Here is a 23874-nt window from a genome sequence, read left to right on the forward strand (position 1 = left end):
AGGTCCAGTAGGACCTGTATCACCGGGAGTACCAGTAAAGCCAGTACATCCGGTAGGACCAATAGCACCAAGAATACCAGTAGGACCAGTAGGTCCAGTAGGGCATGGACTACAATCTGTATCTATTACCATAGTATAAACTGTATTAGAAATGATATTAGTTTCATCACCAGTAGTTCCATAGAAGAGTCTACAAAAATTTATGATTTCAGTACCATTTTCAGTATTATTATTAATTTTTACATTAAAAGTTATAGTAACAGCTTCATTTATGCCTAGTGAAGGGATTATCGTTTCAATATAACCAGGCTGTCCGATATTAGTAAATTGCATATTATTTACTGTTAAACTATTAGCAACATAGGTTGTATTGGCAGGAATTTCATCATAAAAATATAAATTAGTGATTTCAGTATTGCTAGTATTTTCAAAGGTTATAGTATATAAAAGAATATCACCAGGTTTAGCTACATATTTATCAACAGATTTTTTTAAATTTGTAATAGGACTTTCAATTAATTCATAAAGAGTAATATCATCTATAATAAAATCATTTCCAGTTGCAGCAGCACCTTCACTAATAAAAGAAATTGTAATAGTTGTCTTAGTATCTAAATTATTTTTACCATCAATTATGCTAGTACCAGAATTTAACATTGTACCTATCTGATTCCAAGTGGGGATTTTTTTTACTTTAAAATTTCCTATTAAATTATCATTAAAAATAGGAGTTGAGCTTCCTTCTTCTGTTATTTCAACTCTCAATTTGGGCAAAGCAGCACTAGGAAAAAGGTCTATATTACAAATCCATGCTGAAAAAAAATAATTAGTATTTTCCTTAAGAGTAACATCACTTTTAAAAATAAATTCACCTGGATAAGCTCCATTTACAATTAGCATACTACTAGTTTCATCACCAGATTTGTGGTCGGAAACATTAAACCAGCCACCAGTAGACCAACCACAAAAATTAGAATTAGCTATTGTATTACTTAAAGAATATTGACCATTATATGGTGGGCAGGTTGGATAACCACCATGGGTACAAGTACATAATTCACCAGGTTCGTCATTTTGACAAGCAAGATTAGGGTCACTAGTTTGAGTTGCAGGATTATGTTCATACTGGACATATTGAAAGCTTTCTCCAAAACCTGAATAAGGATTTGAAGCAGGACTAGTTTGTACAGGGGTTCCATTTGGCAAATTACCAAATGTACCATTATCAGCACCAGTAAATAAATTACTTCCAGTAATAACATACTTACCTAAAGAAAGTGGAATATCATTAACAAAAACATCAATAAAAGAAATATTATCAATATCTTCTGTTAATGTATCAATAAAAACTGTATTGGGTGATATTGAACAAATTCTATTAGAGTCTGATGGAGCATTAGCAACTTGAGAAATATATGGGTCAATTGGAGTTATGGATATCTCCTTAGAGTCATTCCAATCTCCAGTAGAAGATATTTCACCTAGATATTGTCCCGCTTCAACAACTCGATAACTATTATTAGAAGGTACGTTTATAAAAGTGAACCTTCCGTTAATATCAGTTTTTACAACAATTCCAGTTTCTGTTACTACGCCGTAAATATTTTTGTCCCCTTGAATTTGTAATGCAATTGTAACATTAGGCATAGGAGTATTTATTACATCTTTATAGGGTCCACCGTTATTGTGTACAACTGTTCCTGAAACTGTATATATATTTATATTTTCGTTAATTAAAGAATATTTTTTTGAATTAGTCATAAAAAGCACCTACAAAATTTTCTATAATAAGATATTATATGCATATATCTATGAAAATTTCATGTAACTATTTAATATGGTACAGTAATTTAATAAATTTAATGAGTAAACTTTTCATTAAGCTTAACTTATAAATATAAAAAAATCAGCTACAAATTAAGTTTTGTAGCTGATTTTTTATCTAACCCGCTTGAATCATCTCCTTTCTAGAGAAGAAATACTTTTAGGAGTAAATAAAAATTAATTTTTGACTATTCAATTAAAATTTGAGTACTATTATTTGTAGTTACTTCCTTCTTAGGCAATTCAATATTTAAAACACCATTATCGAATTTAGCTTTAATTGAATCTTTATTTACATTGCTAATATAAAATGCCCTTGAAACTGATCCATAGCTTCTTTCACGTCTTATATAATTATCTTTCTTTTCTTCAGATTCATTATTTCTTGTTGCAGAAATAGTTAAATAATTATTATTGTAATCAATTTTTATATCTTCTTTCTTAACACCAGGTAATTCAGCATGAACAATATATTCCTCTGGAGTTTCCTTTATATCAGTTTTGAAGCTTCCACTAGAATTAAATTCTGATAGCATATCATCATTAAAGAAATCATTGAACATGTCATTAATTGTTAATCCTCTACTATTTTCTCCATTATTAAATTTGAAAGGTACTAAACCAAACATACAAAGACCTCCTTCATAATATAAATTTTAATTTAGTTAATTGTGAAAGTTCAAAAGTAGTTTTTACTAAGCTTAATTGAGCTTTCTATTTGAGAAGTTTATTCATTCTTTATTTATTACTTCTCTTATCTCTTTGTACAAGTACATTATAAGATTAAAGTCAAAGAAAGTCAAAGTTAAAAATAAAGAGATTTAGTTAGATTTATTTAGAAAATTAAAGAGTTAGTTTGATAAAATTTAATTTTAAAAAATTTTTTATATATTTCAATAAATTTAAATAAAAATCAATGTTTCTAAAAACTATTTTTAGGAATGTAAAGAAAAAATATTATTTTGGGGATATAAAATGTACATTTACTATTAATCCACTATTATAAAATTCAGATATCCATGTTACTATTAGGTGGACAAGTTGTTAGAGACGTAAAAGTACAAGACGACTAAAAATGAGTTAAAGATATTAACTCAAATTATAGGAGGAATGGAAATGAAATCAAAAATAATTTCACTAGTATTATTAGGAAGTATATTTGTAGGAGGAGTACAAGCCCATGCAGAAACTATTGATAATAGTTCAAATTCTAAAATGGTAAGTACATCTACTAGTTATAGATATAATAGACATAATAAACATAATAATAATCAAAATAAGCCATCTACTGGCAATACTTCAACATCAACTGGTAACACCTCAACATCAACTGGTAACACTTCAACGTCAAATGGAGGAAATACTAGTAACAATACTCAAACAGGTGATAGTACAGTTGTAAATGATCAATTCATGGCACAAGTTGAACAAGCCATATTTAATAAAGTAAATGAAGAAAGAGCAAAAGCAGGAGTTGCACCATTAACATATAATACAACAATGGAAAAGTATGCTAGAATTAAGTCTCAAGATATGGGAGATAATAATTACTTTAGTCATACTGATTTAAGTGGTAACTATATAACTACAAAAATGAAAGCTGATGGAGTTACATATAGAGCTTGGGGAGAAAATATCGCTTATATATGGGGAGTTTCAGACCCAACAGCATTAGCAAATCAATTTATGACTAACTGGATGAATTCACAAGGTCATAGAGAAAACATATTATCTACAAACTTTAGTAGTATTGGTGTAGGTGTATATAAGATAGGTAATAAGGTATATGCAACTCAAGAGTTTTACAAATAGAAAATAAATTTAGAATATATAATTAAATAGTACAATAATAGGAAGCTATAAGGTGATTTAAATATAATATCATCTTATAGCTTTTTTGTTATAGTCAAACCTTAAATTTATATTGGAATAAATGGTATTTTTTTTATAGAAAAAAATATAAAAATATAATATAATGTATTTAATTGTAAAAAATAATAAATTCAAAAGAAAAAATGTATTAATAGGTCAATAATATGGAGGGAATATGGTAGATTATAGAGAGGTTTTTAGAAAAATGCCCATGCCAGTTTTATTTGTAAAATATAAATTAATCTCAAATGAGCAATTTAAAATGAAAATAGAATTTATTAATGAAGAAACACTTTCATTTTTGAATAAAACTTCTGAAGAGCTTATAAATAAGGAGTTTTTTGATATTTTACCAGAGTTTAAAGATGATAAAAATTTTACATATAAAATACAAAATATGGATAGTGATAATATAATATATACTAAATATGTTAGAAGTTTAAATAATTTTATTAAGATTACGATACAGAAAATAAATGATGAAAGCTTTATTTTTTATTTAGAATGTTGTATAGAAAAGAGAGTTCTAGATAATATCAAGAAAAAGGGTAATGTTTTCTTCGTTAAGGATAAAGATAATAAATACATGTATAGTAGTTACTCTTATAAAGAACTTTCAGGAAATGCTAATATAGATATTTATGGATTAACAGATTTTGATCTATATGGAGCGGAGATTGGAAGTAAATATTTTGAAGCAACTAAAGAGTTTATTGATTCAAAACAAACTTATACTAAAGAAAATTGCAATTTAAATAATAATGTGTATTTATTAAATAAATATTCAATATTGAGCGATGATGAAGTTGTAGGAGTTATAGGGGTTCTTGAAACTATTGAAGGGAAATTAGAAAGAATATCTGATGGTGGTGTTATTGCTGAAATATTAAATAATAGTTCGGAACATATAGTTTTTAAAGATGTTAATGGTATATATTTAGATTGTAATGATAGTTTTTTAAAAGATTTGAATGTTAAGCGTGAAGATATTATAGGAAAAGCTAATTGTAATGTAAAGGCTTTAAGTTCAATAAATGATAGTTCAATTAAAACAGACTTAGCAGTAATTAATGAAAAGAAAAGAATAATATATACTCAAGAAATAAATATTGATGAACAGGTTAAGGAGTTTGAAATTATTAAAGAACCATTTTTAGATAGTTATGGAAATGTAGCAGGAGTTATCGCAACAGGAAGAGATGTTTCTCATAGAAGAGAAATTGAAAAATTACAGCAAGAATTCTTTGCAAATATATCTCATGAATTAAGAACTCCTTTAAATTTAATTTTTAGTTCATTACAAATAATTAAATTTATTAAAAAGGAATCCTGTGAAAAAGAAAGGGAATTTAATAAATATATAAATATAATAGAACAAAATTCAAAAAGATTATTAAAGTTAGTTAATAACTTAATTGATTCTACAAAAATGAAGTGCGGATATTATAAATATAATCCCAAAAATGGGAATGTAGTAAGTTTCATAGAAGATATTTCTATGTCAGTAGCTGAATTTGCTAAACAAAATAATATTGATTTAATTTTTGATACTAATGTAGAAGAAAAAATAATGGCATTTGATTTTGAAAAGCTGGAAAGAATAATGCTTAATTTGCTTTCAAATAGTATAAAATATAATAAAGCAAATGGAAAAATAGAAGTATTATTAAATGATTGTGGTGATAGTTTTAATATAGCTGTAAGAGATACTGGAATAGGTATACCAAGTGATAAATTGGAATATATCTTTGAAAGGTTTAGGCAAGTTGAAAATAGACTTAGAAAGTCTAATGAAGGTAGTGGAATAGGCTTATCTCTTGTAAAGGACTTAATTGAAATACAGGATGGAATTATAGAAGTTAAAAGTGAACTAGGTATTGGTAGTGAGTTCAAAATAAAATTACCAGTAAAGGTTTTAAGTGAAGAGCATGATTTTAATAAAGAATATTTTGATAATGATTCTAACGATTTGGTTAAGAGGATGAATATAGAGTTTTCAGATATATATTTATAAATAATTAATATATAAATAAATAATAAAAGCAGCCACAAATTAAGAATTGTGGCTGCTTTAAGCTTTTTAAAACAATGGAATCATCTTCTTTCTGGAGTCATTATTAATTGGGCTATTCAATTAAAATTTGAGTACTATTATTTGCAGTTAATTCCTTTTTAGGTAACTCAATATTTAAAACGCCATTATCAAATTTAGCTTTAATTGAATCTTTGTTTACATTGCTAATATAGAATCCTCTTGAAACTGAGCCATAGCTTCTTTCACGTCTTATATAATTATCTTTCTTTTCTTCAGATTCGTTATTTCTTGTTGCAGAAATAGTTAAATAGTTATTATTATAATCAACTTTTATATCTTCTTTCTTAACACCAGGTAATTCAGCATGAACAATATATTCTTCAGGGGTTTCCTTTATATCAGTCTTGAAACTTCCACTAGAATTAAATTTTGATAACATATCATCATTAAAGAAATCATTGAACATGTCATTAATTGTTAATCCTCTATTATTTTCTCCATTATTAAATTTAAAAGGTACTAAACCAAACATACAAAGACCTCCTTATACTAAAATTCTAAATTTTAATTTAGCTAATTGAACTTACTCCCTAAAGTAATAGTTAGGAATGAAGTTCATTTAATAAATTAATTTTGTGAAAGTTCAAAAGTAGTTTTTACTAAGCTTAATTGAGCTTTCTATTTGAGAAGTTTATTCAATCTTTATTTATTACTTCTCTTATCTCTTTGTACAAGTACATTATAAGGTTAAAGTCAAAGAAAGTCAAAGTTTAAAATGAAGAGGTTTGGGTTGATTTATTTAGAAAATTAAAGAGTTAGTTTGATAAATTTTAATTTTAAATAAATATTTATATATTTGAAGAAAATTAAATAAAAATGATTAACGTATTTGCAAATGGGGCAGGGGTTCGATATCAAAAGTATGGAGCAACATTTGAGCATTTAGCTTCTTGGGGATTTGTAGTAATAGGAAACGATGATGCTAATTCTGCAAGCGCTAAATCTTCATCAATTACATTAGATTATATTTTATCATTAAATAGTAATGAAGAAAGTATATTTTTTAATAAATTAGATACAGCAAATGTAGGAATTTCAGGACATTCACAAGGAGGTGTAGGAGCAATAAATGCTGTAACTGAATTTGATAATAGTAATGTATTTACATCAATTTATACTGCAAGTACAACATCGATTGAATTAGCTAATGCTCTTGAATGGAATTATGATGTAACCAAAATATCAATACCTTATTTTATGGTAGCAGGTACAGGTAAGGCTGATGCTGAAACAATAGCACCGCTAGATTCTATGGTTAAAAATTATATGAATTTAAATAGTGATATTAAATCAGTTATGGCAAGAAGAAAAAATACTGATCATGGGGACATGCTCCTTTATGCTGATGGCTATATGACAGCTTGGTTCAGATATACTTTAATGAATGATGAGGAAGCTAGCAAAGTATTCTTAGGAGATTCAGCTGAAATATTAAGTAATTCAAATAATTGGCAAGATGTAATGATTAAATAGAAATAAATATATTGATTATGAAGTTGGATATACTAAAAAGGAATATATTATTATCCATAAAATGCAATAATGTTATCAGTTTAATATGATAATATTATTGCATTTTTTTGTTTAAAAATATATTTATATCTTATTACTTATTTCGACAAAGTGAAGTGATGATATTTGCTATAATTAATAAAAATAAGTAAAAATAAAGGAGGGGTAGTTTTGGGGATAATTATAATTTTAATAATTATAATGTTAATTATTAAATTTAATGGTGCAAAAATTAAAGGTAATGTTGGCGAAAAAAGAGTAGCTAATATACTATCAACTTTAGATAATACAAAATACAAAGTTATAAATAATTTGATGATAAGAACAGAAAGAGGTACTACACAAATAGATCATGTTGTTATTTCTATATATGGAATTTTTGTGATAGAAACAAAAAATTATAAAGGATTAATATTTGGTAGTGAAAATGATGAAAATTGGACACAAGTAATTTATAAGAATAAAGGAAAATTTAGAAATCCTATAAAACAAAATTATGGACACGTATTATCAATAAGGGAAAGATTAAGCCTTGATAGTAGTACTAATATTAATCCAATAGTGGTTTTTACTAATAGGGCTAAATTAAAGGTTAATACGAAATCGCCAGTTATGTATGATAATAATGTTATTGACTATATAAGAAGTTGTAATTCTATTGTAATATCAATAGATATGGTAACTAGGATATATTATGATTTACTTATGTTTAATATTGATTCTAAAGATGTAAGAAAAGAGCATGTACATAATATAAAAAGTAATTTAAGTGAAAGAGAAAAAAAGATACAAAATAACATATGTCCTAGGTGTGGCAAGGCGCTTGTAATGAGAAATGGAAAGAATGGAAGTTTTATAGGCTGTAGTGGGTTTCCTAAATGTAGATTCATAAGAAATTAATATAGATAGTAAATAAGAAAAATACAATAATAGGTTAATAATGTGGAGGAAAGCATGGTAAATTATAAAGATGTTTTTAGAAAAATACCTAAGCCAATATTGTTTATAAAGTATGAATTAAACAAAGATAAGAATACTACAATGAAGATAGAATTTATTAATGACGAAGCACTTTCATTTTTTAATAAAACTTCTGATGAGCTTATCCATAAAGATTTCTTTGATGTTTTACCAGAATTTAAAGATGATAAGAACTTTATAAATAGGATAGAGAGTATAGAGAATGATAATATAGTATGCACTAAATATATTAGGAGTTTAGTGAATTTTATTAGCATTACTATACAAAAAATAGATGAAAAATATTTTGCTTTTTATTTAGAGCATTGTATAGAAAAGAAAATTTTTGATGAAATTAATGAGCTAGGTAATATTTTCTTTATAAAAGATAGAGAAAATAGATACATGTATAGTAGTGATTTATATAATGAATATGAAGGGCATCCAAATCTTGATATGTATGGATTAACAGACTTTGATGTATATTCAAAAGAGAATGGAGATTTATACTTCAATGCAGCTAAAACCTTCATTGATTCAAAGCAACCATATAGTAAAGAGATTAGTACATTAAATAATACTGTATATATATTAAATAGATATTCAATATATAGTAATGGTGAGGTTATAGGTATTATAGGAATTTTTGAAAGTGTTATAGGGAAATTAGAAAAAATATATGATGGTGGTATAATGACTAAAATAGTAAATGATAGCCTAGAACATATAATTTTTAAAGATATGAATGGTGTGTATTTAGATTGTAATGATAGTTTTTTAAAGGATCTTAAACTTAAACGTGAAGATGTTATAGGGAAGAGTAGCTCTAACATATATGGTTTAAGTGAAATAGAAGCTAGTATACAAAAATCAGATTTAGAAGTAATTAAAGAGAAAAAGAGAAAAATATATAATGAAGAAATTACTATTGATGGACAGGTTAGAGAATTTGAAGTTATTAAAGAGCCATTTTGGGATAGTTACAAAAATTTAGTGGGGATTATTGTAACTGGAAGAGATGTTACTCATAGAAGAGAAATTGAAAAAATGCAACAAGAGTTTTTTGCAAATATATCTCATGAATTAAGAACTCCTTTAAATTTAATTTTTAGTTCATTGCAACTAATTAAAAGTGTTGAAAAGGAAGTTTTAGAAAAAAGAAATTCCTTAAATAAGTATATAGATATAATAGACCAAAACTCCAAAAGATTATTAAAGTTGGTTGATAATTTAATTGAGTCTACAAGAATGAAATGTGGATATTATGAATATAACCCTAAAAATTATGATATAGTGAGTTTTGTAGAAAATATTTCAATGTCAGTAGCAGACTTTGCTAAACAAAATAATATAGATTTAATTTTTGATACTGATGTTGAAGAAAAAATAATGGCTTTTGATTTAGAAAAGCTAGAGAGAATAATGCTTAATCTCCTTTCAAATAGTATAAAATACAATAAGGCACAGGGGCAAATAGAAGTATTGCTAAACGATTGTAATGATACTTTTGTTATAACAGTAAAAGATACTGGAGTGGGGATACCAAGTGATAAATTAATGTATATATTTGAAAGGTTCAGGCAAGTTGAAAATAGGTTTAATAAGTCTACTGAAGGTAGTGGAATAGGATTATCGCTTGTAAAAGATTTAATTGAAATACAGGGGGGAACTATAGAAGTTAAAAGTGAGTTAGGTGTTGGAAGTGAGTTTATAATAAAGTTACCTGTAAAGATTTTAAGTGATGATAGTAATATTGATAAGGTATATTTTAATAATGATTATCATGATTTGGTTAAGAGAATGAATATAGAGTTTTCTGATATATATATAGGAAATGATTAAGATGTAATAGCTTCTTATTAGGTAAAATAATGGTTTTGTTTTAAAATAGTGTTGAAATTAGCATAACAAAAAAGGATGTCCAAATGGACATCCTTTTTGAATAGAAATTAAAGTAATCCTATCTTTATGTTGTTTAAATATGGAACAGATAATATAAGAATAAAAATCGAATATATACATAAAAACAATGATAAACTTCCTAACCCTAATTTGTTACATTTAAATTTTTTCACCATTGCTCCTCCTATCAATATACTTAATGTGGTAATACTTATAACTAAAACTACTATAAGTGTTAAATTATAAATTTATCGAGCATTTTAAAAATCAAATCGTCTTATACTTCGTAATATATTAAGAGTGTTCACATTTTTCAAAAACTAAATCATGAGAAGTTATTTGACCATAACTACCATTACTTGCAGGTATAGCTCCTACAAATCTCCAACCTTCTTTACTGTATTTATCAATTATTTCTCTATGATTACTATTAGTAAATACTCCTCTAACTTTTGATTCTACATACATATAAGTATACATAAATTCCCTCCCTTTAAATAACTTAGCCATCAAGATTAAAGTTGTTCATCAACTCTAATTTGTACTTATACTTATTCTCTTATTTGAATCCACTTAGGATTAGTAATTGTAGTAGGATACGTCTCTTGTGTATGTCCATCATACATAATAGTAACTACATCATCCAGCCTAATGTTATCCTGAGACATCTCTTCTCCTGACTTATCAAAAATCTTAATATCTTTGCAACTAACAAAGCACTTATCTCCTATTTGCGAAATTGATGAATTATCAATTCCACTAACAAGTAATAGTTTATTATCTAAATCATTTTCAATAACCTTAGCGTCTACAGTTGTTTCAACACCATCAGATTTATTTAAATTGCATCCATTCAAAAGAAATAAAATCATTGGTACACATAACGTCATACTAACAATTTTAAATATTTTACTCTGCATATACTCACCTCATATATTTCGTATTTTAATACCATTGTTCATCAACAATTACATTTATTATATACCAAAAGAAGTAAAATTAAAACAAATCCCCCAAAATAAATTTTATTTTAAATGCAAAAACATTCTAAAGCAGTATATGTAATAAGTGTAAGGCAACAAAACTAAAAAATAAAAAAGGGGGAATTTACAATGGCAAATAAAGAACTTGAAAGCACAGTACTATCAATAGAGGTAGAAACTTCTGTTGATAAAGAGGGCAATCCTAAATTTACAAAAAAGAAGTTAGGTAACTTAGTACCAGGTGCTGATCCAAATAAAGTTATGGCAGTTGCAGATAAGATTGCACCAATACTTAAGAAGAATACAGGTTATATTTATATAACTGAAGTATCTCAACTTACTAATCAATAATAAAAAGAAAGGAAGTGTAAAGTATGGAATATACATTAACAATGACATTTATAGCCGAAAGTGGAGAAAAATCTAATGTTTCCATTAGTGATGTAAAAAGCGGAATAACTAGTGATGAAGCCTTAGAAATAATGGATAGTATTATTGAAAATAATGTTTTCCAAAATAAAAATGGAGCATATATTACTAAAGAATCAGCTCAAGTTGTTGCAAGACAAGTTACTAAATTTACTGTATAAGCTCTAGTAGTTTTATACAGATTATATAAGAAGGAATAAGGGTTACCTTGGTGTAATTCTTATTCCTTCATTTTTTTATTTTAGCAATCTAAAATATAACCATATCCTGGTATCGATTTCAAACAATTCAAATCTAAAGCTGTTCTTATTTTACTTATATGAGAATCAACAGTCCTATCGTTAATTTTACAATGTGTTCCCCAAATATAATTTATAATTTGCTCTCTACTTAAAACTATACCTTTGTTATTTATAAGAAGTTTTAATATTTCTAGTCGTGTTTTTCCTAAAGAAACTTCATTATCATTCCATAATACTTGTCTTGTAGAAAAGTTAACTTTTATATTTTCATATATCCATAATTTATTATTAAGTTCTGTAATTTTAATTTTTTCTTCTAGAACACAACGTATTTTTTTAATTAAAAAGCCAATATAGCAAGGTTTAACTACGTAATCATTTATCCCCATATTAAAACATCTTTGTTGAACTATATTATGATTTATAGAAGTAAACATTATTACTGGTGTATTATAATTTCTAGCTTTAAGCTCACTTAAAAAAGTAAGTCCATCCATTTCAGGCATGATCATATCTAAAAGAATCAAACTTATCTTATTATTTTCTAGTGCTTCAATTCCAGCCTCACCATTATCGCAGTAAATAACATTAAATCCATTAATCTTTAATTCTTTAGTAAGTTCACGTGAATCAGTAACATTATCGTCAATTAGTAAAATAGTTTCTTTCATAAAATTTCTCCCCCTAAAAAAACAGTATAATTGTAAATAATAATAATTCTACCATTTAATTACATATAATAAAAGACAATTTTATACATTTTCTAAATGTTGTGAAAATTAACAAAATTATTGTGTTAAAGAGATGAAAATCCATATTTTCGCAACATTGAAGGTTTATAATTCTTATATAATCAAAAATTACCTTAACAATAAGTTAAGGAAAAGTGGGGGGATACCATGAATAATAATTTTTTAGCATCAAAACTTGATAGTGAATACATTAAAGATTTAACAATATTAAAGTTAAAGAAAAACTATAAGGTTATAGGGGATGAAGAGTATAAAAATATGCTTTTAGATTTAACAATGCTTAATGGGTATTCAGATTTTACAGAAATGTTATCAATGACAGCTTTTGAAATGATAATAGACAGAATAGAAAATATGGAAAGTAATGAAGAGGTTAAAATAATATTTAATGAAAAAGTAGAAGTTCTTTATAAGAATAAATTTATAGATAAAAGCTGCGATGTTGTATTAATTGGAAAACAAACAATAGAAGTGATAAGTATACTACCATTTGAATTCCATCATATATTTGCTTTTGATCATGAAGAAAGTCAATTGTTAGGAATAGGAATCATAAATAAGTATTTATCAAGTTTTGAATGTAAATGTTTAACACTTACAGTGGTTCAACCAAATTTAATGGAAAGCTCTATATATGGCACAACTGTAAATAAGTTTTTACATCAGTACGATTTCTCACTTTTATGGGAATAAAAATATAAATTATAGGCTGGCAAAATAATATAGCCAGCCTAAAAATAAAAAAGAGTTTTGGAGGTAATTAAGATGATTTGTACAGATAAAATGATGATTAATATATTTAGTGATACCAATATTGATAAAGATGAAAGGTATATGCTTTTAATGTTTATAACAAATACTATTAAGGGGAAGGATGCTATTGCAATGTCTATTAAAACATTGTTAGAGGTATTTGAATGCAAAGGAAAGAAAACAGTTTTAAATATTATAAAGTCTTTAGAAAAGAAGGGATATATAGAAATAATAAAAAGTATAGGTAAAGTAAATCAATATAAAGTTATTAAATATATTGATGGCTTTTTATCAGAAGATAGCTGCTCTTTACAAGAAGATTCCATTTTAGAAGATGATAGTATTTCTACAAGTGTAAGTACTTATCCTTCAGAGAATAACATTAGGAATCTAAGTGCAGATACCTATACTCCAGAGGATACTAGTGTTTCTACAAGTACAGGTACCTATACTTCAGAGGATACTAGTACTAAGGGAAGGACAGGTACCTATACTTCAGGAGATACAGGTACCTATACTCCACGAGACACTAGTATAATTTCAAGACCAGGTGCTTTAAGTAAAGAAAATAACGCTGGGAGGTCTGAAAATACTAATGTTTCAGCTAGTGCTAGCAAAAATGATGATAGATATATTAATAATAAATATATTAATAATAATAATAAATTATATATATATATTTTTAATGCTTGGAACAAACTAAATATAAACAATGAGAAAAAACTAACTGACGACAATAAAAGTGCAATAGCTAATGCATTAAATGAGCATAATGAAGAGGATATTATTAATGCCATAGAAAACTTTGGTGTTGTATATAAAAGCGATCATTACTACAACTATGCTTGGATTTTAAAAAGCTTTTTATCTAGAAGCAATGGAGTTAATAGGTTTATGGAAGATGGTGATATATGGCTTGATTACAAGGCAAAGCAAAAAAATGTTAAGCGTAATTCCATATTTCCTGAAGATTTTGATATAGAAAAATATATAGATTAACCAATATGGACAGGCTTTGTTTATAAAAAAATAAGTTATAAGGTGGGTAATGAGAGATGTTAACTAATAATCAAATTGTGTTAGAGCAGGAGCTTTTGGGGTCTATATTTAAAAATAATAATCTTATGCTAAAGGCTAGAGAAAAAATAAAGCCAGAGATGTTTTTATACTCAAAGCATATGAATATCTATTTAGGGATTTTAGATATGGTTGCAAATAAGCTAGAAGTAGATCTTATAACCTTTTTAGAGCATCATAAAAAAAGAGTTGGAGATATGGATGGAGTAACTTATGTTACAGAAATATACACATGTAGTGCAAGTGATATAGGCTTTAATACTAAGTTGGACATGCTTGTGAATAATTACAAAAGACATCTTTATGTTGAAATGAAAGACAAAATAAATTCAGATATGTCACTAGAAGAAATTGAAAGTGAAGTTGAAGGTGTTAAGGTTAAGGTCCATAAATGCAATATAAAAAAGGAGCTTGATATAGATAAGCAATATGATGATTATATAAACTGGCTTTATGATGAAAATAGAGATAAAGGAATGAAGTCTGGACTTACTTATTTAGATAAATATTTGGGGAATTTTCAAAAAGGAAGACTTGTTACTGTATTTGCTAGAAGTGGTGTTGGTAAAACAACATTTTCATTACAACTTGCAGCAAATATGGCTTTAAAAGGTCATAAAATCTTTTATGGAAGTGCAGAAATGACAAGAAATCAAGTTTTTAATAGGATAGTGGCTAGTGGGCTTTCACTTTCAGCTAAGGCTATTGATGAAGATACTATCTTAAAAGAGGATAAAGAGAGTATTGCAAAATTCATGACAAAAGTCATAAATAATAAATTTTATGTTTCTACTGAAACAGACTTTGAAAAGTTTATTGATGAAATAAAGGTATATAAACTTCAAAATTCATTAGATGTGGTGTTTGTTGATTATATAAATAAATATATAGATTTTACTGATAGAGATATGCTGACTAATAAATTAGGTAAAATAAGTGGCATGTTAAAGTCTTTAGCAATGGAAGAGGACATTTGTGTTGTTTTAATGGCTCAAGCTAACAGGGTTATAGATAAAAAGGTGGGAGACAATGCAGTTGAAAAAATAGATTCAAGTGATATTCAAGATAGTGCTAGAATTGAGCAAGATAGCGATCAGGTAATAGGTCTTTATAGAAACGTTAAGCTTGATGACAAAATGTATAGAGAAAATTTATTTAATCAAGGTAAGCTTAAATATAATTCTAAAAATGCAGATGATAATCCAGAATGTATGAATGCAGTTATTATTAAAAATAGGCATGGAGATAGGGGGACATGCGCATTAAGGTGGCATGGAAGGTATTCTAGAGTAAGTGATTTTTAGGGGAGGTTATATTATGTTTAGTGATATTATAAGTGTTATTAGTGAAAGGGATAAGTATTTGGCATCGTTAATTGAAAGTATTGATAAGATGTTATTGGTTGATTCTTTTACTGTTATTTTAAAGTCTAGAGCTATTGGTGAGCGAGTTGTTAAGAATATTATTTTGATTGAAGGTATTACTGGTACTGATGAAATGAATCAAAAGGATAAGATTAATTTGCTTGAAAGGCAGGATTTTTTTAGGGATGATGTTTATAGATCTTTTCATACTTTAAGGGTTTTTGGGAATAGGGCCATTCATGATGAGCTTGAGGGTGTTTTTGAAACTTCTTTGATGGTTTGTAGGGTTCTTTATAGGGTTTTATCTTGGTATGTTATTGTATATGTTTGTTGTGATTTTGTGCCTAGTAGTTATATTGAGCCTGATATTATTGGCAGGATTGCTGAGTCTGAGAAGAGGGTAAGTGATGCTGTGAATTTGGTGTTGGGGAAGGCTTATGTTTGATTAGAGGCATTTAATATGGAATCAGCTATAAGGGGGTATAGCTGATTTTGTATTTAGAATTGTAGAAAGGATTGCCATGTTTTATTAATAATTTAATATGATTTAGCATTAATTGTTTAAAAATATAGTTATATAAATTTATATGAAGTTAATATATATAAGTAAAGGAAGAGTATATGGGGGAAAGATGGCTAAGATAATTTCTATAATAAATTTAAAGGGTGGAGTTGCAAAAACTACAACTACAGTTGGATTAGCTCAAGTTCTATCAACAGAATTTAATAAGAAAGTATTAGTTATAGATTTAGATGCACAAACAAATGCAACAACTATGTTAATTGGGGAAGAAAAATGGCTTGAAGTAAATAAGGACAAGCAAACTATAGCTCAATTATTTTATGAAGGAGTATATCCTAAAAGTGAAAAAATATTTGATATTAATAAAGCAATATTGAAAGGAGTTTCTAATATTGATGAAGTAAAGTTAGTGGATCTTTTACCATCAAGCTTAGAATTAATAGATATACAAGAAGATGTAATAAAAACTCCAAGGGGAATTTTTTCAACTATTAGGCCAGTTGATTTACTAGGAAGGCAATTATCAAAAGTTAAAGAAAGATATGATTATATATTAATAGATTGTCCTCCAAATTTAGGAGTAATAACAAGGAATGGATTGAAGGTATCAGATGTTTATATTATACCAACTATACCAGATATTTTATCAACATATGGAATTCCTCAAATAATTAGTAGAGTAAAGAAATATTCTAAGGAATTAGAAAGAGATATAAAGCCTTTAGGAATAGTTATAACTAAATATAGAGAGCAATCACCAGTTCATAGAAGGACTATAAAGAAATTACAGGAAGAAGTAGATTGTAAAGTGTTTAATACTATATTTAAAGAAAACGATAGCATTGCAAGTGCTGCTGAATATATAAATAAATCTACTGTGAGGCAAAAATGGGGATATGGTGGACAAGTTAATAATTTTATAGCATTAGCAAGAGAAATAATTGAAGCTATGGAGTGAATTTATGGAGAAGAAGTTAAAAGAATTATTTAATGTAATTATGGAAGAGATGAAAACCAATGATGAGTTTAAAAAGAAAATTGAGGTTGTTTTAGGGGGAGAAGATAAACCTAAAAAGAAGGTTAAGAAAAAAGTTATTATTGAACCTAAGTTAAATCCTTTGGAACTTATAAGTAAGAGTGAAGTGGATTTAAGAGAGAAGCTTTCGGAGCTTGAAGTTATTGACTTGAAAAATATTATTAAGTTTTATGAAATGGATAATACGAGTTCTTGTAGTAGATGGAAAAAGAAAGATAGGCTTATTAATTATGTAATCGATGTTAGTAAAAGTCGAGTTAATAGGGGAAATGCATTTAGAAATTAATTATAAATATTGAAATGAAAAAGGAAATATAAAAATATTATGAGAATGTTTTGAAGAAAATTCAAGGCATTCTTTGTTTATATAAAATAATAAGTATTAATTAAATTTTTTTAGTATTTTTTAGAGAAGTTAAAAAAATATAATAATTAATAGTAAAGTTAATAGCTTTAGAGTAAATATTATAAATTGTAAAATAATTTATATTAAGATTTGTGAAATTTATATAAAGGTAATTGTGTTAAAAAGTAGGTAGAGTAAAGCATTAAATAGAGGGTAGAAGATTAAAATTTGTTGGAACGGGGTTAGGGTTGTTTGGGCACTTTATTAAGTGGTGGTTCTTTACAATAATTACATTAGGTATATATGGATTTTGGCTTAGTATAAAAATAAGACAATGGGAAGTAAGAAATGTTCAATTTGAATAGTTGGAAGAATAGAAGCACTTATTTAGATAGGTGCTTTTTATTTTATATAGATTTAGAAATGATAAATTAAATGTAAAACTACAATATAATTATAAAGAGTAATAGAAAGTAGTAGTTAAATTATGTATATGTAATTTCCTATTTCGACATAAAAAAATAAGTTGATTTGATATAATTACTGTTAATGTAGTATTTATAATAAAATATTATAAAATAACCACAAGGATCAATAACTTAGAGGTAGTATTTAAGTATATATATGATTGGAGAAAATTAAGTTTATGAGCGAAAGAGTATGGTTACATAGAATATCTCATTGCAAGGAGGTTTCATTTAAATTATTGGAAATGGGATATTTAACAATAGGCTTTTCTGATATTGCTAAAGAAGAGTTTTTAAATGAAATTTTAAATAATGATATTTATGAAAGTAGAATTAAATTTTTTGAAGAGGAATTTGAGAAGATTTGGGGACCTAAAAAGAGAAATAGATATAGCTTATGGAGATTTATACATGAGTTTAAAGATAATGATATTGTAGTAGTTCCATATAGTAAAGAGTTTGATATATATAAACTTATAGGAAAGCCAATGATGCTTAAGGATGTAGATGATGGAAACATTGTAGGAGAATTTAGTAATGCTGATTTAGGGTTTGTTTGGAAAGTTGAACCTTTAATAAGGAATGCAAAACGTAGTGAGTTATTTAGTAGAAAATTAATATCAAGAATGAAAATTAGAGATACTAATGCAAATATTACTGATTTAAAAGATGAAATAGAAAATGCCATAGATATAGTAAAAAATAATAAATTATTTGATATACATGATTTTATTATTGATTCTATGATAAAAAATATTGAAGAGGTTATAAATGAAGGGTTATCAGATCATAAGTTTGAAAAATTAGTTAAATGGTATATGGATAAGTGTGGTTCTACAGATACTTATATACCATCTAAGAATGAAAGTGGTAAGGAAAATGGAGCAGATGCCGATGTAGTTGCTATTTTTAAAAATTTAAAGGTAGTTATATATATTCAAGTAAAATATCATAGAGGTTTTACTGAAGGTTTGGCAGTAGAGCAAATAAATGAATATAAAAATCAAAGGGAATATGTGGAAGACGAGTATACATATATTCCTTGGGTTATAAGTAGTGCAGATGAGTATTCAGATAATGCTAAATCTTTAGCCAATGAATATGGAGTTAGATTAATAGGTTTAAAGGAATTTTGTAAGATGATTATTGACATAGGTATTCAAGATATTAATGAGGCATTTAGATAAGAGTAAAAATACAAAAGTATGCTGCTAGCATAGCAACAATGTTATATGACTTTGATACAATAATATTATCAAATTTAGGTAATGATATGTTGTATTTTTTGTATACGAATGAAAGGGTGTAAGGAACAATGAATAATTTAATGTTAGAAGCTTTTAAAGGAATAGGAACAATAAAACCATTGGTTTTTTATAGATACAAATTAATAGGAAAAGGTAAAATAGAAAATACATATAAAACCATAAGCAATGCTAAAAATAAGATGAGTTTTAATAATAAATTTAAAGCAACATTTAGTAAAGGAGAAACAATATATACATTAGAAAAGTTTGAAGTAATGCCAAATTTAAATGATGTAACAATTGAATTTGATGGTGAGGAAGTATTACCTATAAAAGATAATAATGAAATTTATTCTGAAGTTGTTCAATTTTATATTAATAATAATTTACGTAAGATTAAGTTAGATAATAAATATCAAAAGTATAGAGCTACAAATACAAGGGAAATAACAGGTAATGTTATATTAGATAAAGATTTTAAGGAAAAATATAAAAAGAGTAAAAGTGGATTTCAATTAAAAAGAAAATTTATAATTTCTCCTAAGGTAAATGATGAGGGAAAAGTAACTTTATTTTTAGATTTAAATTCTAGTTTTGATTATGATAAAAATATTTACCAAATGATAAAGGCTGGAATGGATGTAGTAGGTCAAGAGGTAATTAATACATGGAACAATAAAAAACAAAAAGGGAAGATCAAGAAAATATCAGAATTAACAATAAGTGAGCCATGTAACTTTGGACAATCCTTAATTGATTACTATGTTAGTTTAAATCAAGCTGTCAGGGTTAAGAACTTCACAGAAGAAGAGAAGAATACAAATGTTATAGTAGTTCAAGTTGGAAAAGGTGAAGTAGAATATATTCCACATGCATTAAAACCAATTATAACTAGGGAGTATATTAAAAAATATGATGAAGCTTTTTCAAAAGAAGTAGAAAATCTAATCAAAATAAATATGAGTTATAGGTATGAAATACTTAAGAAATTTATTGATGATATAGGAAGTATAACTGAGTTAAATAATTTAAAGTTTGAAAATACATATATAGATAATATTGAAAGTTTGGGGTACCAGCAAGGTAAATTGAATGATCCAGTATTAATTGGGGGTAAAGGGATACTAAAAGATAAGATTCATGTATTTAAAAGTGGATTTTATAAATCTCCAATTGATGAGGTGAAGTTTGGAGTTATTTATCCAAAAGGACATACTAATGATAGCAAAAGTACAATTAGAGCTATATATGATTTTTGTACTGATGGAAAATATCAGGGAAAAGATAATATATTTATAAATAATAAATTAATGAATATAAAATTTAGTAATCAAGATTGTGTTTTTGAAGAGTATGAATTAAATGATATTACAGAGTATAAAAGGGCTGCTAATAAGCTTAAAAATAATGAAAATATTAAATTTGTCATTGCTATTATACCAGCAATAGATGAAAGTGATATTGAAAATCCATATAATCCTTTTAAGAGAGTTTGTGCAGAATTAAATTTACCATCACAAATGGTTTCTTTAAAAACTGCAAAAAGATTTGGGACAAGTAAAGGTAATAATGAACTTTATTTTTTACATAATATTTCTTTAGGTATATTAGGTAAGATAGGAGGAGTTCCATGGGTAATTAAAGATATGCCTGGAGAAGTAGATTGTTTTGTTGGATTAGATGTGGGAACAAAGGAGAAAGGAATACATTATCCCGCTTGTTCAGTGCTTTTTGATAAGTATGGTAAGTTAATAAATTATTATAAGCCTACAATACCTCAAAGTGGAGAAATAATTAAAACGGATGTTTTACAAGAGATATTTGATAAGGTACTACTTTCTTATGAAGAGGAAAATGGGCAGTATCCAAGAAATATTGTTATTCATAGGGATGGTTTTTCTAGGGAAGATTTAGAGTGGTATAAGAATTATTTTATTAAAAAGAATATTAATTTTACAATAGTAGAAATTAAAAAGAACTTTGCAACTAGGGTAGCAAATAATATTAATAATGAAGTTAGTAATCCTTTTAAGGGAAGTTTTATTTTAAGGGAAAATGAAGCAATAGTAGTTACAACGGATATTAAGGATAATATTGGAGCACCTAAGCCAATTAAGGTGGAAAAGACATATGGAGATATTGATATGATGACTATAATAAATCAAATATATGCATTAACTCAAATTCATGTTGGATCTGCAAAGAGTATGAGATTGCCAATAACAACAGGTTATGCAGATAAGATTTGTAAATCTATAGAGTATATACCTTCAGGGCGAGTTGATAATAGATTGTTCTTTTTATAGATTATAGAAGGGGGAGTATTTCTTAGAAAATTATAACTTATTAAAAACAATTAGAATGTAATGGGGATGCTAACGAGAAAAAAACAAGTGGAATAAATTACCTCTGGTGTGTTGACTTATTTCGACATAAGAAATTGTTTTTATTTATTATAATGTCATTATAAGGTTGTAGGAGGAAAAAATATGTTTGAAAAAATTAAAGAGTTATTTAGATTAAGAAAGGCTATTGAAGAAAAAAGTATAGAGTTAAATAAGCTTAATAATAATATACTTGAATTAAATAAGGAAAAAGAAAATAAAATAAAGAATTTAGATAATGAAGTAAATGGCGAAGTTGAAAAGTTAAGGTTAGAAAAGCAAGATGAAGTTTTTAAGTTTAGTGAAAAAATTGAAAATATAAAATCTGAAATTTCAAAAGAAGCAGAAAAAATTGAAAGAGTTGAAAAATTAAATAATGATATTGAAAAATTAGATAAGAAATTAGTAAGAGAAACTAAAAGACTAAATAAAATTAAACTATTATATAATAGTATTCAGTACATAATAGAAAAGTATAAGGAACAAGACATATTTAAAGATAATATAGAAGAATTAATACTGAAAGAGAAATTTCATGATGATGAAGTTGACTTTGATCCAACAGTAAAGCTTAAACTTCACTGTATGGATATAAAAGAATTAAGGAAAGCATTTAATGAAAATGAAAAATGTATAAATGAAGCTCTAAAAAAATATGAAGGTAGATACAATACTAAGGCAAATGCGACAATATATAAACTTATGGTAATTGCATTAAAGGCAGAACAACAAAATATTTTATATAACTTAAAATATGAAAAGTTGGACAAGGCTGTAGAAGCTGTAAAGGCTACAACTCAAAAATACTTAGATATTGCAGCAGAAGGAAATCAAAGTATTTTTAATACTATGGTTAAATTTATAAATGAAATAGAGTTTCTATTTATAAGGGCAGTTGAAATAGAATATGAATATTACATAAAAAAAGAGCAGCAAAAAGAAGAACAAGCTAGATTAAGAGAGCAAATGAGACAAGAAGCTGAGGAAAGAAAGCTTTTAGAGCAACAAAAGAAGCAAATTGAAAAGGAAGAAGAGAAATATAAGACAGAGATATCTAAAGTTGAAGAAGCTTTAGCTAGTTCAGAAGATAATGAAATGTTAGAAAAGTTAAAAGCTAGGTTACAAGAATTACAAGAACAATTAGATGGTGTTGAGCATAAAAAAGAAGATATTGTTAAAAGGCAAAATGGTAAGGCGGGTTACGTTTATATAATTAGTAATTTAGGTTCATTTGGAGACAAGACGTTTAAGATTGGTATGACAAGAAGATTGAATCCACAAGATAGAGTAGATGAATTAGGTGATGCTAGTGTACCTTTTGTATTTGATGTACATAGTTTTATTTTCTCTGATGATGCTGTTGGATTAGAACAAAAATTGCATAATATTTTAAATGATAAGAGAACTAATAAGATTAATTTTAGAAAGGAATTCTTTAATGTTTCTATTGATGAGTTGGAATCATTAGTTCAGGAGATTGAACCTACTGCAGAATTTAATAAAACTATGGTGGCTGAGCAGTATAGACAGACTATTTCTATTAATGAGGAAGAGAACGTATTAGTTTAATAGATAAGAGAAGATTTTAAATTTATAAAGAGAGAAATAATGATATAAAATGAATAAATTAGAGTAACAAATGAAGTTAGTAAATGAAGCAGTAGAATTAATTAAAACTTAGTAAATAGCCATGTAATTTAAATGAAAATTATGGAGAGTAAATTGTTTATATTAAAAACATAGAAAGGATAATTAATGCTTAGTGGAATAGGTAAATTTGTAATAGATAGTATTACTATTTTGGATGATACATTATTAAATTTAATTGTTACAGTTATAGTGGGATGGATTAGTTATATATTAGCATATAAGATAACAGGAAATGCTTATTTGTATGGTGTTGTTGAAAGTAAGAGTGGCGGAAGTTTTATTCATTGGATAGTAAGAATAGGAATTTTTCTTGTTCTAAGTATTGTTATTAGATGGGGATATTCAATTTATAATATTATAAGTAGTTTTTGATTATTATGATTTAAGTAGGATTTCAGAAATATTGAAAAAACTAGTATTTATGTTAATATTAAATATGATATAGTACAAGCTATA

At 26.4% G+C, this 23874-nt stretch carries 23 protein-coding genes and 1 pseudogene; 17 read left to right on the forward strand and 7 right to left on the reverse strand.

What is annotated here, in order from left to right; all coding sequences use genetic code 11:
• Together TY07_RS18730 and TY07_RS09980 are read right to left on the reverse strand one after the other, a co-directional pair.
• A pseudogene (locus TY07_RS18730) lies at positions 1–1761 on the reverse strand (DUF11 domain-containing protein); the annotation flags it as partial.
• 251 nt (positions 1762–2012) lie between these two features.
• Complete coding sequence (locus TY07_RS09980) at positions 2013–2453, reverse strand: Hsp20/alpha crystallin family protein (RefSeq protein ID WP_042398998.1); 441 nt, start codon at positions 2451–2453, stop codon at positions 2013–2015.
• Between the two features lie 487 nt (positions 2454–2940).
• Between TY07_RS09980 and TY07_RS17670 the strand changes: the two genes are divergently transcribed.
• Both TY07_RS17670 and TY07_RS17320 read left to right on the forward strand, forming a co-directional pair.
• Positions 2941–3636 (forward strand): CAP domain-containing protein, encoded by a 696-nt coding sequence (locus TY07_RS17670; RefSeq protein WP_042399001.1) that lies wholly within the window; start codon positions 2941–2943, stop codon positions 3634–3636.
• A 235-nt stretch (positions 3637–3871) separates the two neighbouring features.
• The gene (locus tag TY07_RS17320) at positions 3872–5710 is read left to right on the forward strand and encodes a PAS domain-containing sensor histidine kinase (protein ID WP_052330686.1); all 1839 of its coding nucleotides are present in this window, start codon (positions 3872–3874) and stop codon (positions 5708–5710) included.
• 112 nt (positions 5711–5822) lie between these two features.
• Here TY07_RS17320 and TY07_RS09995 read toward each other — a convergent pair whose 3' ends face one another.
• On the reverse strand, positions 5823–6263 hold the full coding sequence (locus TY07_RS09995) for an Hsp20/alpha crystallin family protein (protein WP_042399004.1): 441 nt from the start codon (positions 6261–6263) through the stop codon (positions 5823–5825).
• Positions 6264–6607: 344 nt separating this feature from the next.
• Here TY07_RS09995 and TY07_RS10000 point away from each other — a divergent pair, with 344 nt between their 5' ends.
• The 3 genes from TY07_RS10000 to TY07_RS17325 all read left to right on the forward strand — a co-directional run bounded on the left by TY07_RS10000 (position 6608) and on the right by TY07_RS17325 (position 10105).
• Positions 6608–7264: a poly(ethylene terephthalate) hydrolase family protein gene (locus TY07_RS10000; RefSeq protein ID WP_242833247.1), complete on the forward strand. Its 657-nt coding sequence runs from the start codon at positions 6608–6610 to the stop codon at positions 7262–7264.
• Positions 7265–7474: 210 nt separating this feature from the next.
• On the forward strand, positions 7475–8203 hold the full coding sequence (locus TY07_RS10005) for a nuclease-related domain-containing protein (RefSeq protein ID WP_242833248.1): 729 nt from the start codon (positions 7475–7477) through the stop codon (positions 8201–8203).
• 54 nt (positions 8204–8257) lie between these two features.
• Positions 8258–10105: a PAS domain-containing sensor histidine kinase gene (locus TY07_RS17325; protein WP_052330687.1), complete on the forward strand. Its 1848-nt coding sequence runs from the start codon at positions 8258–8260 to the stop codon at positions 10103–10105.
• A gap of 107 nt (positions 10106–10212) precedes the next feature.
• Here TY07_RS17325 and TY07_RS18735 read toward each other — a convergent pair whose 3' ends face one another.
• From TY07_RS18735 to TY07_RS10020, 3 genes are all read right to left on the reverse strand, one after another.
• Positions 10213–10338, reverse strand: coding sequence for a hypothetical protein (locus TY07_RS18735; RefSeq protein WP_278244487.1), 126 nt, complete (start codon positions 10336–10338; stop codon positions 10213–10215).
• A 121-nt stretch (positions 10339–10459) separates the two neighbouring features.
• The gene (locus tag TY07_RS10015; RefSeq protein ID WP_042399010.1) at positions 10460–10645 is read right to left on the reverse strand and encodes a DUF4177 domain-containing protein; all 186 of its coding nucleotides are present in this window, start codon (positions 10643–10645) and stop codon (positions 10460–10462) included.
• Positions 10646–10716: 71 nt separating this feature from the next.
• A complete protein-coding gene (locus TY07_RS10020; protein WP_042399013.1) occupies positions 10717–11085 on the reverse strand; it encodes a hypothetical protein in 369 nt (122 codons plus the stop codon).
• 192 nt (positions 11086–11277) lie between these two features.
• On the opposite strand from TY07_RS10020, the gene TY07_RS10025 reads away from it, so the two are divergent.
• On the forward strand, positions 11278–11499 hold the full coding sequence (locus TY07_RS10025) for a DUF1659 domain-containing protein (protein WP_042399015.1): 222 nt from the start codon (positions 11278–11280) through the stop codon (positions 11497–11499).
• A gap of 23 nt (positions 11500–11522) precedes the next feature.
• Positions 11523–11738 carry a DUF2922 domain-containing protein gene (locus TY07_RS10030; protein ID WP_042399018.1) on the forward strand — a complete coding sequence of 72 codons (216 nt, stop codon included), beginning with the start codon at positions 11523–11525 and terminating at the stop codon, positions 11736–11738.
• Between the two features lie 80 nt (positions 11739–11818).
• Here the strand turns inward: TY07_RS10030 and TY07_RS10035 are convergent, their stop codons facing one another.
• Positions 11819–12490: a response regulator transcription factor gene (locus TY07_RS10035; protein WP_042399021.1), complete on the reverse strand. Its 672-nt coding sequence runs from the start codon at positions 12488–12490 to the stop codon at positions 11819–11821.
• A gap of 228 nt (positions 12491–12718) precedes the next feature.
• On the opposite strand from TY07_RS10035, the gene TY07_RS10040 reads away from it, so the two are divergent.
• From TY07_RS10040 to TY07_RS10090, 10 genes are all read left to right on the forward strand, one after another.
• A complete protein-coding gene (locus tag TY07_RS10040; RefSeq protein WP_042399023.1) occupies positions 12719–13264 on the forward strand; it encodes a hypothetical protein in 546 nt (181 codons plus the stop codon).
• A gap of 72 nt (positions 13265–13336) precedes the next feature.
• Complete coding sequence (locus TY07_RS10045; protein ID WP_042399025.1) at positions 13337–14323, forward strand: hypothetical protein; 987 nt, start codon at positions 13337–13339, stop codon at positions 14321–14323.
• A gap of 56 nt (positions 14324–14379) precedes the next feature.
• Positions 14380–15705 (forward strand): replicative DNA helicase, encoded by a 1326-nt coding sequence (locus tag TY07_RS10050; protein WP_042399027.1) that lies wholly within the window; start codon positions 14380–14382, stop codon positions 15703–15705.
• A 13-nt stretch (positions 15706–15718) separates the two neighbouring features.
• Positions 15719–16210 (forward strand): hypothetical protein, encoded by a 492-nt coding sequence (locus tag TY07_RS10055; protein ID WP_042399030.1) that lies wholly within the window; start codon positions 15719–15721, stop codon positions 16208–16210.
• 187 nt (positions 16211–16397) lie between these two features.
• Entirely contained in the window at positions 16398–17246 is an 849-nt protein-coding gene (locus tag TY07_RS10060; protein ID WP_042399032.1) for a ParA family protein, read from the forward strand.
• 4 nt (positions 17247–17250) lie between these two features.
• Positions 17251–17610, forward strand: coding sequence for a hypothetical protein (locus TY07_RS10065; RefSeq protein ID WP_042399038.1), 360 nt, complete (start codon positions 17251–17253; stop codon positions 17608–17610).
• Positions 17611–18316: 706 nt separating this feature from the next.
• Positions 18317–19324 carry a restriction endonuclease gene (locus TY07_RS10075; RefSeq protein WP_042399041.1) on the forward strand — a complete coding sequence of 336 codons (1008 nt, stop codon included), beginning with the start codon at positions 18317–18319 and terminating at the stop codon, positions 19322–19324.
• 128 nt (positions 19325–19452) lie between these two features.
• Positions 19453–21690 (forward strand): Piwi domain-containing protein, encoded by a 2238-nt coding sequence (locus TY07_RS10080; protein WP_042399050.1) that lies wholly within the window; start codon positions 19453–19455, stop codon positions 21688–21690.
• Between the two features lie 183 nt (positions 21691–21873).
• On the forward strand, positions 21874–23337 hold the full coding sequence (locus TY07_RS18365) for a GIY-YIG nuclease family protein (RefSeq protein WP_198133991.1): 1464 nt from the start codon (positions 21874–21876) through the stop codon (positions 23335–23337).
• A 186-nt stretch (positions 23338–23523) separates the two neighbouring features.
• Positions 23524–23790 carry a hypothetical protein gene (locus TY07_RS10090; RefSeq protein ID WP_042399051.1) on the forward strand — a complete coding sequence of 89 codons (267 nt, stop codon included), beginning with the start codon at positions 23524–23526 and terminating at the stop codon, positions 23788–23790.
• The last annotated feature ends 84 nt before the right edge of the window (positions 23791–23874 follow it).

The sequence above is a fragment of the Clostridium saudiense genome (assembly GCF_000577815.1).
Taxonomy (GTDB): Bacteria; Bacillota; Clostridia; order Clostridiales; family Clostridiaceae; genus Clostridium; species Clostridium saudiense.